10 protein-coding genes are annotated in these 12,218 nt (G+C 68.6%); 5 read left to right on the top strand and 5 right to left on the bottom strand.

The genetic code is table 11. The features are described 5' to 3' along the window. Positions 1-71 precede the first annotated feature (71 nt). From CSR00_RS11060 to CSR00_RS11045, 4 genes are all read left to right on the top strand, one after another. On the top strand, positions 72-1,079 hold the full coding sequence (locus CSR00_RS11060) for an esterase family protein (protein ID WP_099022465.1): 1,008 nt from the start codon (positions 72-74) through the stop codon (positions 1,077-1,079). Then, positions 1,034-1,591, top strand: coding sequence for a YceI family protein (locus CSR00_RS11055; protein WP_099022445.1), 558 nt, complete (start codon positions 1,034-1,036; stop codon positions 1,589-1,591). Before CSR00_RS11060 ends, CSR00_RS11055 begins: the two co-directional genes overlap by 46 nt. A gap of 96 nt (positions 1,592-1,687) precedes the next feature. Beyond that, a complete protein-coding gene (locus tag CSR00_RS11050; RefSeq protein ID WP_176562006.1) occupies positions 1,688-4,210 on the top strand; it encodes a glycogen/starch/alpha-glucan phosphorylase in 2,523 nt (840 codons plus the stop codon). Positions 4,211-4,290: 80 nt separating this feature from the next. Further along, on the top strand, positions 4,291-5,703 hold the full coding sequence (locus tag CSR00_RS11045) for an NCS2 family permease (protein ID WP_099022444.1): 1,413 nt from the start codon (positions 4,291-4,293) through the stop codon (positions 5,701-5,703). A gap of 16 nt (positions 5,704-5,719) precedes the next feature. On the opposite strand, the gene CSR00_RS11040 is transcribed toward CSR00_RS11045, so the two are convergent. Further along, entirely contained in the window at positions 5,720-6,583 is an 864-nt protein-coding gene (locus CSR00_RS11040; protein ID WP_245905945.1) for a glycoside hydrolase family 16 protein, read from the bottom strand. Positions 6,584-6,672: 89 nt separating this feature from the next. Beyond that, positions 6,673-7,845 carry an alpha/beta hydrolase family protein gene (locus CSR00_RS11035; RefSeq protein WP_245905944.1) on the bottom strand — a complete coding sequence of 391 codons (1,173 nt, stop codon included), beginning with the start codon at positions 7,843-7,845 and terminating at the stop codon, positions 6,673-6,675. Between the two features lie 244 nt (positions 7,846-8,089). Between CSR00_RS11035 and CSR00_RS11030 the strand changes: the two genes are divergently transcribed. Continuing rightward, positions 8,090-8,647 carry a hypothetical protein gene (locus CSR00_RS11030; RefSeq protein ID WP_099022443.1) on the top strand — a complete coding sequence of 186 codons (558 nt, stop codon included), beginning with the start codon at positions 8,090-8,092 and terminating at the stop codon, positions 8,645-8,647. A gap of 81 nt (positions 8,648-8,728) precedes the next feature. Here CSR00_RS11030 and CSR00_RS11025 read toward each other — a convergent pair whose 3' ends face one another. The 3 genes from CSR00_RS11025 to CSR00_RS11015 all read right to left on the bottom strand — a co-directional run bounded on the left by CSR00_RS11025 (position 8,729) and on the right by CSR00_RS11015 (position 12,216). After that, a complete protein-coding gene (locus CSR00_RS11025; protein ID WP_099022442.1) occupies positions 8,729-9,457 on the bottom strand; it encodes a GntR family transcriptional regulator in 729 nt (242 codons plus the stop codon). Between the two features lie 85 nt (positions 9,458-9,542). Continuing rightward, the gene (locus CSR00_RS11020; protein WP_099022441.1) at positions 9,543-11,144 is read right to left on the bottom strand and encodes an ABC transporter substrate-binding protein; all 1,602 of its coding nucleotides are present in this window, start codon (positions 11,142-11,144) and stop codon (positions 9,543-9,545) included. 79 nt (positions 11,145-11,223) lie between these two features. Beyond that, positions 11,224-12,216, bottom strand: coding sequence for an ABC transporter permease (locus CSR00_RS11015; RefSeq protein WP_099022440.1), 993 nt, complete (start codon positions 12,214-12,216; stop codon positions 11,224-11,226). Positions 12,217-12,218: the final 2 nt, after the last annotated feature.

The raw sequence follows: 12,218 nt of genomic DNA, 5'->3' as shown, positions 1-12,218 counted from the left end.
GGGCAACGGACGGGGCGGCGGAAGGTGAATCGCACGTGACGGTCAGTGGGGTCCACATCTGGCGCGCGGTGATGGTATTTGCGCTGGCGGGGCTGCTGGTGTTCGCCGGGCAGCCGGCGCCCGCGGGCGCGTACTCGCAGAACCCCGGCGTCGAGCAGCTCGACGTGCCCTCCCCGTCGATGGGCCGCACCGTCCGGGTGACGTTCAAGAACAACGGGCCGCACTCGGTGTACCTGCTCGACGGGCTGCGCGCGCAGGACGACTTCAACGGCTGGGACATCAACACCGCGGCCTTCGACTGGTTCGACGGCTCGGGTGTCTCGGTGATCGCGCCGGTAGGCGGGCAGTCCAGCTTCTACTCCGACTGGTACCAGCCGGCCTGCGGGAACAACGGCTGCTCCACCTACAAGTGGGAGACCTTCCTGACCCAGGAGCTGCCGGCGTGGCTGGCGGCCAACCGCGGCCAGTCCCCGTTCGGCAACGCGGTGGTGGGTCTGTCGATGGCCGGCGGCGCCGCGCTCACGCTGGCCATCTGGCATCCGCAGCAGTTCGTGTTCGCCAGCTCGCTGTCGGGGTTCCTGAACCCGTCGCAGGGGCTGTGGCCGACGCTGATCGGGCTGGCGATGAGCGATGCAGGCGGCTACAACGCCCGCAACATGTGGGGCCCCTCCAGCGACGTGGCCTGGCGGCGCAACGACCCGATGATGAACATCAACCGGCTGGTCGCCAACGGCACCGCGCTGTGGATCTACTGCGGCAACGGCTTTCCGTCCGACCTGGACGGCGGATCCGACTTCGGGACCAACTTCAGCGCCCAGTACCTGGAGAACATCACCCTGAGCACCAACAAGGAATTCCGGCAGCGCTACCTGGCCGCCGGGGGCCGCAACGCGGTGTTCAACTTCCCCACCAACGGCACCCACAGCTGGGGGTACTGGGGCAGCCAGCTGCAGGCCATGAAGCCCGACATCGTGCGACTGCTCAATCCGCCACACCGGCTGCCGGCTGAGCGCCACGGCGCTAGGTTGAAGGCATGGTCGACACCGGCTGGGGCCTCGACGCCTCCGATGGCGAACTGACAGTGCACACCGGCGTGGACGGGCGGGCCGCGCGGATGGGCCACCGGCTGACGATCCGGATGCAGACCTGGCGCATCGCCGTGGACTGGAACGGGGACGTCCCGGTGTCGGGGCAGCTGGTCGTCGACGTGGACTCGCTGCAGGTGCTCAGCGGCGAGGGCGGGGTGACGCCGTTGTCCGGTCCGGAGAAGGGCATCGCCCGCTCCAACGCGCTCAAGACGCTGGGCGCCGAGAAGTTCCCGACGATCGAGTTCAGCGCCGAGACCATCGCTGCGCGCCCGGGTGGCTATCGGTTGAGCGGGCCGCTGCGGATCCACGGGGTCAGCCGGGCGATCGAGGTGGACCTCGACGTCGACCAGGACGGTGAGGGCGGGTCCCAGTGGCAGATGTCGACCTCCGCCACGGTCTCCCAGCGCGACTTCGGCATCAAGCCGTACTCGATGATGATGGGCACCATGAAGGTGGCCGACGAGGTGACCGTCCGGTTCGCCGCGCACCGGTCCAAACCCTGACCGAGTCCGTCGCCACCGCGTAAAAGTGCGTTAACACGCGAATGTCAGACTGACCCGTCCTCCCCCATATCGGGGCGAGCAGCAGGGAGAGAACCAGTGACCGATATCGCGCAGACACCCTCCGGGAATCCGACGTCCATCGACGGTGCGGCACTTCCGAATCGCGAACATTCGCGCACCGGCCTGTCGGCCGAGGCCCTGCGCCGGGCCGTCGCCGATCACCTGCTGTATTCGATCGGGCGCCCGCAGTCGGTGCTCCAGCCCGAGCACTACTACCGGGCACTGGCCCTGGCGGTGCGCGACCGGATGCAGCAACGCTGGATGGCCACCACCCAGGACTGGCTGGATCTGTCCAACAAGGTCACCTGCTACCTGTCGGCGGAATTCCTGATGGGCCCGCAGCTGGGCAACAACCTGCTGAACCTGCAGATCGAGGATGCCGCGCGGCAGGCATTGGCCGAGCTGGGCCAGGACCTCGACGAGATCATCGCCTGCGAGGAGGAACCGGGGCTGGGCAACGGGGGGCTGGGACGGCTGGCCGCCTGCTACCTCGATTCGATGGCGACGCTGCAGCGGCCGTCGATCGGGTACGGCATCCGCTACGAGTTCGGGATCTTCGACCAGGAGATCAAGGACGGCTGGCAGGTCGAGAAGACCGACAACTGGCTGGTGCACGGAAACCCTTGGGAGATCGACAAGCCGGACGCCAGCTACCTGGTGTGCTGGGGCGGCCATACCGAGCAGTACAAGGACGTCGCGGGCAAGCTGCGGGTCCGCTGGATCCCCCGCCGGGTGCTCAAGGGCATCTCCTATGACACCCCGGTCCAGGGGTACGGCGTCAACACCTGCAACACCCTGACGCTGTGGAGCGCGCGCTCGGTGCAGTCCTTCGCGCTGGACGCCTTCAACACCGGCGACTTCTACAAGGCCGTCGAGGACGAGGTCCTCTCGGAGAAGGTCTCCAAGGTCCTCTACCCCAACGACGAACCCGAGGCCGGCAAGAGGCTGCGGCTGCAGCAGCAGTACTTCTTCGTCAGCTGCTCGCTGCAGGACATCCTGCGCATCCACCAGGAACGGGTGGGGCAGCCGCTGCACACTCTTCCGCAGAAGTGGGCCATCCAGCTCAACGACACCCACCCGTCGATCGCGGTGGCCGAACTGATGCGCCTGCTGCTCGACGAGCACCACATGGACTGGGACGAGGCCTGGCGGATCACCGTGGCCACGTTCGGCTACACCAACCACACGCTGCTGCCGGAGGCGTTGGAGACCTGGCCGCTGGCGCTGTTCGGCCAGGCCCTGCCGCGGCACCTGGAACTCATCTACGAGATCAACGAACGCTTCCTCGACGAGGTGCGGGCGAAGTTCCCCGACGACGACGACCGGGTGCGCCGGATGTCGCTGATCGGCGAGGAGGGCGGCAAGAGCGTGCGGATGGCGCACCTGGCCACCGTCGGCAGCCACGCCGTCAACGGGGTCGCCGCGCTGCACTCCGAGCTGCTGAAAGACAGTGTGCTCAAGGACTTCTACGAGATGTGGCCGGAGCGCTTCGGCAATGTCACCAACGGGGTGACCCCGCGCCGGTTCCTGGCGTTGTCCAATCCGGGACTGCGCGAGCTGCTCGACGAGACGATCGGCGACGGCTGGCTGACCGACCTGCAGCAGCTGCGCGGGCTGGAGGCCCACGTCGACGATCCCGCCTTCCGGCAGCGGTGGCGGGAAGTCAAGCGCGCCAACAAGAGCCGGCTGGCCGAGTACGTGCATTCGGTGACCGGCATCGAGCTGGACCCCAGCTGGATGTTCGACGTCCAGGTCAAGCGCATCCACGAGTACAAGCGCCAGCACCTCAACGCACTGCACATCGTCACGATGTACCGGCGCATCAAGGCCAACCCGGGTCTCTCGATCTCACCGCGCGCCTTCATCTTCGGCGGCAAGGCCGCACCGGGCTACTTCATGGCCAAGCGGATCATCAAGATGATCACCGCGATCGGGGCGACGGTCAACAACGACCCCGAGGTCAACCGCTTCATGCGGGTGGTGTTCCTGCCGAACTTCAACGTCAAGAACGCCCACCTGGTGTATCCGGCGGCCAACCTCTCCGAACAGATCTCGACGGCCGGCAAGGAGGCCTCGGGCACCGGGAACATGAAGTTCATGATCAACGGTGCGCTGACGATCGGCACCCTCGACGGCGCCAACGTCGAGATCCGCGAGGAGGCCGGACCGGAGAACTTCTTCCTGTTCGGGCTGACCGAGGACGAGGTGGAGGACGTCAAGGCGCAGGGCTACCGGCCGGCCAACTACATCGAGCACGACCCGGAGCTGGCCGCGGTGCTCGAACTGCTCGCCGGTGGGCGATTCACCCACGGCGACACCGAGGTTCTGCGCCCGGTGGTGGATTCGCTGATCCACCACGACCCGTTCCTGGCGCTGGCCGACTACCGCTCCTACGTGGACTGCCAGGACATCGTGGGCGCCGCCTGGCAGAACGGCGAGGAGTGGACGCGCAAGTCGATCCTGAACTCGGCACGCAGCGGCAAGTTCTCGTCGGACCGGGCGATCGCGGAGTACTGCGACGACATCTGGGACGTCGGCCCCATGTCGGTGCGGCTGTAGGCGCCGGGGCGCGGGGACCGATCCCGGCGAAGCCCGCCGGACAGCAGCGCCGTTGGGCCCCCACGCCTTAGGGTCAAGACGTGAACCGCCTCGACCGCTTCTTCGAGATCTCCGCCCGCGGATCGTCGGTCGCCACCGAACTGCGCGGCGGCATCGTCACTTTCATCGCGATGGCCTACATCATCGTGCTGAACCCGATCATCCTGTCGGGCACCGCCGACGTCGCAGGCAACGAGCTGGGCTTCGGCCAGGTCTCGGCCGTCACCTCGCTGGCGGCCGGGTTCATGACCATCCTGTTCGGCGTGGTGGCCCGGCTGCCGTTCGCGTTCGCCGCGGGCCTGGGCATCAACTCGTTTCTGGCCAGCTCCGTGGTCGGCTCGCTGACCTGGCCGGAAGCGATGGGGCTGGTGGTCATCAACGGCCTGATCATCGTGGCGCTGGCGGTGACCGGGTTGCGCCGGCTGATCTTCGACGCGGTGCCGATGCCGCTGAAACTGGCCATCACCTCCGGTATCGGACTGTTCATCCTGTTCATCGGGCTGGTCGACGCGGGCTTCGTGGCCGCCACCGGCCTGCCGTCGCCACCGCTGGGGCTCGGTGGCGACGGTGCGGGATCGATCAACACGGTGCCGACGGCGATCTTCGTGTTCACGTTGCTGGTGACGGGCGTCCTGATCGCCCGCCGGGTGCGCGGGGCGATCCTGATCGGCCTGATCGCCGGGACGGTGGTGGCCGTCGTCGTCGAAGCGGTCTGGCACCTGGGACCGGCCACCGAGAATCCCGGCGGCTGGGGCCTGTCGGTGCCCACCCTGTCGGGATCGCCGTTCTCGCTGCCCGACCTGTCGCTGGTCGGCCAGGTGAGCCTCGACAGTTTCGGCCGGGTCGGCATCCTGGCCGGGGTGATGCTGGTGTTCACGCTGCTGTTCACCAACTTCTTCGACGCGATGGGCACCTTCACCGGGCTGTCCCGGCAGGCCGGGCTGGCCGACGACAGAGGCAACTTCCCCCGGCTGCAGTCCTCGCTGGTGGTCGAGGGCACCGGCGCGGTGGTCGGCGGCGCGGTCTCGGCGTCGTCGAACACGGTGTTCATCGAGTCGGGCGCCGGGATCGGGGAGGGCGCACGCACCGGGCTGGCCAGCATGGTGACCGGGACGCTGTTCCTGGCCGCGATGTTCCTCACCCCGCTCGCCGCGATCGTGCCCACCGAGGTCGCCGCCGCGGCCCTGGTCGTGGTGGGCATCATGATGGCCGCCCACCTGCGCGAGATCGATCTGTCCGACTTCACCGTGGCCCTGCCGGTGGTGCTCACGGTGGCCGTGATGCCGTTGAGCTACTCGATCGCCAATGGGATCGGCGTCGGATTCATCTCCTGGGCAGTGGTGCGCAGCGCCGCCGGAAAGGCGCGCGAGGTCAGCCCGCTGCTGTGGATCGTGGCGGTGGGGTTCCTGCTCTACTTCGCGCGCGGCTGGATCGACACCATGGTCGGGGTGTAGCGGGATCCTCCCCGCGTCACCAGATGCGCACGTAGTCCACCAGCATCTGCGCGGGATAGCTGCCGCCGCCGGGGTCGCCGCCGCCGGAGCCGGCGACCGCCAGGTTGAGCACCGGCACGAAGGTGTAGCCGGGGTTGTTGAACGGCCACGGGTCCATCGAGAAGGCCGGCACCTGGAAGTACGGCTGCATGCCGTCGACGTAGTCCTTCCAGAAGTAGAAACCGTTCTGGTCCCACATCGCCCGCCAGGTGTGCCAGTTGCCGTCCACGGACATCGGCATCGTTTCGTGTGACGTGCCGTCCAGGGTGGAGTGCACGGTGGTGCCCGAGGGCCACTCCCCGTTGCCGTACCACTCGATGAGGTCGACCTCGCCGCCGACGGCGGGGTGGTCGTTGAGGATCCACCAGGCCGGCCAGCACCCCGCGGTCAGGCATTCCATCTTGATCCGGGCCTCCCAGTTGCTGCCGATACCCACCGGCCGGGTGCCCCAGATCTTGGCGCTGACGTAGTTACTGCCCTGTTTGGTGGCGCGGATGACCAGGTTGCCGTTGCCGTCGAGGAACAGGTTCTCCCGGCTGTCGCGGTACTGCCCCATGTTCTCGGGGCGATCCCAGAACACCGGGTTGCGGATGGTCTCGCGCTCCAGCGCCGGGCGCCATTTCGAGTAGTCCGGCGGCGCACCGGCGGGGCCGTCGAACTCGTCGGCGAACAGCAGACCGCCCTGGTTGGCCGCTCCGGGCGCCGGCGGCGCCCCGGGACCCGGCAGCGGCGGCCCCGGCGGGTTGTCCGGTTGCGGCGGCTCGGCCAGGGCCTTCGGCGCAGACAGGGCCGCGCCGAGCACACCGACGCCGGTCATCAACATCATCTTGCGGCGATCGATCACAGTCGAAGAATAGGGGCCGATCCGTCGTCGTGAGGGGATTCCCGCCCCGCGTCGCCGCGATTCGGTGGCCGCGACCGCGCGGCGGTTCAGGCCGTCCGGTCGGCTTTCCTGGCCGCCGGAGCCGGTCCCACCAGGCCCGATTGCACCAGAGCGGCGTCGATGAACCGCTGCACGGGGCGGGTGAAGAAGCCGGTGTGCCCGCCGCGGTACCAGACGATCTCGGGTTTGCCCCAGTGCTCCCACAGCCGCTCCACCTGGTGGCGCGGGTGCACCACCCGGTCGGCGACCCCGCCGTAGACGAAGCGGCCCGACATCGGCACCCTGGGCTGCAGCGACAACGGGGAGACCATCCGGCCCAGCGGCGCCGCATGGTCCACGGCCTCGCGGCGGGGATCCTCGGGCCCCATCCAGGAGTGCCGGCCCAGGAGTTCCACCAGGTCGGCGACCGGAACACCGAGGATCGCGCAGGTCAGGCCGTCCTCGAGGCTGGCCACCAGCGAGGTGACGTAACCGCCCAGCGAGATGCTGTTGAGCCCGATGGCCGACTCCGGCTCCTGGGCCCGGATCCAGGACAGCACCCGACGAACGTCCCACACCGACTGGGCCGCGAAGTGCACGTCGTCGAGGACGTCCTCACCGGGGATGGACCTGCCCTTGGGCAGGTTGCGCGCCCGGGGGCCGTGCATCGGCAGCACCGGCAACAGCAGGTTCAGGCCGAAGTCCTCGTGCAGGTGCCAGGCCCGGAACAGGGTGAGGTCCACCCCGGCGCGGCCCATCTCGGCGCCGTGCACGCAGACCAGCCAGGGGCGGGGCTCCGGATGCCGCAGCAGCAGACCGTACACGCGCCGGTTTCCGGTGTAGCTCTGCCACCGCTCGGCGCCCGGTTCGGCGGGGTCCGGGGCGTATCCGCTGTCGAACACCAGACGCTGGTAGCTGTGGCGCCGGGTCTTGACCGGCTCCAGGGTCAGGTCGGTCAGCTTCGGCGGACGTTTGAAGAACTTCTCGGGTTTGTCCAGGTAACCCTTCGCGCCGTAGAACTCCAGCGCCTCGGTGACCTCGAGGTTGATCCGGTCGAAGGCGTCGCCCTGGCTCAGGGGGCGCTGCACCCGCAGGCCCTGCAGGACGATCTCGTCGCGGAGCGCGTGCGCCGCCAGGGACAGGGTCGGCCGGGTCAGCGGAAGCTCGCCGCGGCCCCGTCCGCTCAGGTAGTGACGCCACGAACCCGCGTAGTACCGCCCGGTCCTGGCCAGCGGGCCGATTGCGGCGTCCAGCAGGGCGTTGCCGGGAAGCGCTCGGTGCTGCTCCCCGGCACTCGGCTCCGCGGAATCGTCCGAAGCATCCGGTTCGGTCACAGTTCGATCGTAAGACGGCTTACGACGTCGTCAAGCCCCGGGGTAACGCCATTACCGATCGATCGATCGAATCCGCAGGCGAATCGCGGCTCCATCGACCGGGTGCGGCCTACACTCACCGGCGAGTCGCTCGAACCGGAATCGAGGCGCCGTGGTCGACCGCAGCCGCACCGCACCGCGCGTCCTCCTGCCCGCCCTGCTGCTGCCGGTGGCGCTGATCGGCGCCTGCGGCCACGGTCCGGGGCCAGCCAGCGGCACCGGCACTGGCACTGGCACCGGCACAGCCGCCTCCTCCCCCGCTGCGGCCGCACGGCCGGCCGCAACGCCGCCGTCCCCGGCGCCCGGGCCGCACCCGGAGCGCTGGATCGACCTGGCCGCCGGCGAATGCCTGTCCGCGGCGCCGCCCACCGACCCCGGCGTCGTCATGGTCACCGTGGTCGACTGCGCGGCACCGCATGCCGCCGAGGTGTACCAGCGGGCGCCGGTCGAGGTGAACGCGGCCGTCGCCGACGTGGCCAACCGCAGGTGCGCCGAGAGTCTCGCCGACTACACCGGCACACCGGTCGACGCCGGCGACTACGTGATCTCCTATCTGATCGACTCCCGCCAGGACCGCACCTCGGCGAATCCGTTGCCCAGCACCGTGATCTGCCTGCTCCAGGCCCCCGACGGTGCGACCCTGACCGGGTCGGCGGCCGGGCCCCGGTAGGCGTCGCCGCACACGCCGGCCCGATTCGTCCGACAGGACCGCCAGCGGCCCCGCGATGCACCGTGGCCGGGCACCCGCGTCCTAGAGCTCCATCTGGTCCCGCATCGCCTCGAACGTCGGTTCCCGGTCCCGCTCGATGTGTGCGTAGGCGACGGACTCCGCCACCCGTTCGTTGCCGGAGGCGATGGCGTCACGCAGCACAACGTGGTCATGGAAGGCCTCGTCGGCGGGCAGTCCGCTGGTCAGGTAGAACAGCCAGGTGATGCGCCCGGAGATGGTGCCCATCAGCCGGACCATCAGTTCATTGCATGAGGTTTCGACGACGGCTTCGTGAAATGCGGTACTGCCCTGGGCAATAGCGTAGGGGTCCCCGTCGGCGACGGTGCGCTGCGCGCGCTCCAGCGCTCCGTCGAGGATCTCCATCGACGCGCCCCGGCCCACCGCCCGGGCCGCGTAGCGGGCGGCCCCGACCTCCAACGACAACCGCACGTCGAAGAGATCGTCGATGGACTTGGCGTCCCACCGCGCCACCACCGCACCCCGGCGCGGATAGGAGTGCACGAATCCGTCACGTTCCAGCAGGGGAACGGCCTCACGCAGCGGCACCCGGGAGACGTGCAGTTCCTCCCCGATGCGCTGTTCGGGCAGCCGGCTGCCCTGCGGATACTGCCCGAGGATGATGCGCTCACGCACCGTGGCATAGATGTGCCGGGACAGTGATTCCCGGGCTGATTCCCGGGCTGATTCCCGGGACGACCCGTTGACCGTCTCCGCGGGCTCGGTCCCGAAGGCATCGACAGTGCCGGACATTTTCCTCGCTTCCAGACCGGCCTTCGGGCCGCACTCCGGGCCCGCCGGGGTGGGGTCGCACGCCTGCGCGTGCGACCCCACCGTCTCACGTGGACACACCGAGCAGTGAGAAGTTCAGCTCGTTGGCTCCGATGTTCTGACTTTCCGGCACACCGGTCAACCAGTCCTGGGCGAGCACCCAGTCCTGGTTGTAGGACAGGTTGAAAAAGCAGCCGGTCTTGCCGTAGAGATCGCCGGCCTTGACGTAGGTGGCCATATCGCCGGTGCGCAGGCCGTCGTCGAGCAGTGTGTTGACCTCCTCGGACTGGCAGCCGAAGTAATTGATCCCGCCGGAGGCGTCCCAGAACACGTGACCCCACATGTAGGGGTCTCCGCCGTCGGGCCCGTTGTTACCGTCGACGAAGGCGTCCGGGCCGGTGGGCGGATCGTTGATCCAGCCGAACACCGTCGAGGTGTCGTAGCCCTGCGCGGAGGCATCCAGCCCGATGGACTGCAGGTTGGCCACCACGATGTTGGCCATGGACTGCGCGTTGACGTTGCCGTTGGCATAGCCGATCACCAGCTTCTTGTCGGTGCCTGCGGGCAGCCCGTCGACGTAGCCCTTCAACGCGCCCGCGTCATACGAGATGGCCTGCTTGTCGACCACCGCGGGGTCATCGGAGTGGATCATGCCCTTGGCGTACATCGTGGTGGCCACCTCGGAGCGCTTGCCCAGCACCTGGTTCACCAGCGACTGCTGGTCGATCGACTTGAGGAACGCGACACGCGCGTCGGCCCCGGCGAAGAACGGGTGGGTGGGGTTGACGGTCACCATCGCCCCCTGCAGCGTCGGCAGGAAGTAGTTGGAGACACCCTCCCTGTCGGCGTACTTGTCCAGGCTCGACGAGGGCAGGGCGGCCACGATCACATCGACGGTGCCGTTGTCGAACGCCAGCTCCAGCGCCGACTCGTCGGTGTACACCGGCAGCTCGATCTTCGTGAAGGGCGACTTGGGACCCCAGTACCCGTCGTAGGCGCTCAGTTCGTACTTCACCCCGGTCTCCGCGGCGGTGAGCATGTACGGCCCGGTGCCCAGGTCGTGGCTGGACAGGTAGGTCTGGGCGTCGTCGCCGCCGGCATTGGCCTTGAGTCCTTCCGGCGACTCCATTTTCGGCCCGAACGGCGAGGCCAGGTAGCTCAGGAAGGCCGTGTTGGGCTCGTTGAGCGTGATCACCGCGGTGTAGTCGTCGGGTGTCTGGACGCTCTTGACGACGTCGACCATGTAGGCCGCCCCGCCCTTGACCGCGATCCGCCGTTTGAACGCGACGTCCACGGCGGCCGAGGTGAACGGGGTGCCGTCGTGGAAGGTCACCCCGTGCCGGAGGTGGAAGGTGTAGACGTCATTGGTCGGGTTGACCTCCCAGGACTCCGCCAGCCGCGGCGCGATCTCCACCTGGTCGGTGTTGTTCTTGTACTGCACCAGGCCCTCGTAGGCGTTGATCATGATCGCGGTGCCGTTGTTGGCGTAGTAGATGTCGGGGTCGGGCGGCTGTCCGATGTCACCGAGCAGACCGACGATCAGGGTGCCGTCGGCGGGGGCGGACCCGCCGCCACCCGACGAGTTGGGGGTGCCGGAACTACAGCCGGCCAGGGCCAGGGTCAGCGCGGCGCCAACGGCGGCGCCGATGCGCAACGGGCGGATGTGCATGTGTCTCCTAGATTCTGACGTGCGTTCGGTACGAGAACTGCCGATGCATCGCGCGGATGCGGGAAGAACCTTCACCTCCTCACTCGGCCGCGACACGGGGGTCCGCGGCAGCCTGCAGCAGGTCGACGACGACGTTGGACAGGACGTAGATGGCGCCGAGGACAAGCGTCACCCCGGCGATCGCCGGGAAGTCGGACACCGGTATCGAGGCGGCCAGGTAGTTACCGATGCCGGGCCAGGAGAAGATCTGTTCCACCACAACGACACCGGCGAACATGAAGCCCAGCTGCAGGCCTCCCATCGACAACGCGGGGCCCACCGCGTTGCGCACCACGTGGTGGGCAACAACCTGGCGCTCGGTGAGTCCCTTGGACCGCGCGGTGCGCACGTAGTCGACGTCGAGCACCCCGGTCACCGACGCGCGGAACACCCGGCCGATCGCGACCGCCGGGGCGATCGACAAGACGATCGCGGGCAACGCCAGGTGTTGCAGCGCGTCGAGGAAGGCGTCGGCCTGACCGTGCAGAGCGGTGTCGAGCAGCTGCATCCCAGTGGGCCCCGGATCCTGGAAGTCGCCGACCCCGCGGGCCGGCAACCAGCCGAGTTGACCGAAGAACACGATGATCCCGACCAGCGCCAGCAGGAACGGTGGGGCCGTTGCGAGCAGCAGCAGCACTCCCCGGCCCAGCGCCGCGCCGGGCCAGCGCAGCGCACCCGAGAGCGCGAACAACGTCGCGAACACCAGCGCGAGCAGGAATGCGGCGACGACGAGCTCGACGGTCGCGGGCAGGTAGGTGGCCAGGTCGGCGGTGACGGGCTGGCGGGTGCGCAGCGAGCGGCCGAGATCCCCGGTGACCAGCCCGCCCAGGTAATGGGCGTAGCGGGTGAAGAACGGGTCGTCCAAACCCAATCGGTGCCGTTCAGCGGCCACGGTCTGCGGGGAGGCGTTGGCGCCGACGTAGGCGCGCGCCGGGTCGCCGGGCGACACCGATTGCAGCACGAAGATCACCATCGTCAACACCAGCAGGATCACCACGGCCGCCGCGAGCCGGCGGGTCAGAAAGCTCACCATGG

The organism is Mycolicibacterium palauense (genome assembly GCF_002592005.1).
GTDB lineage: Bacteria > Actinomycetota > Actinomycetes > Mycobacteriales > Mycobacteriaceae > Mycobacterium > Mycobacterium palauense.
The sequence above is the reverse complement of the archived record's forward strand: the minus strand, read 5'-3'. Positions and strand labels throughout refer to the sequence as shown.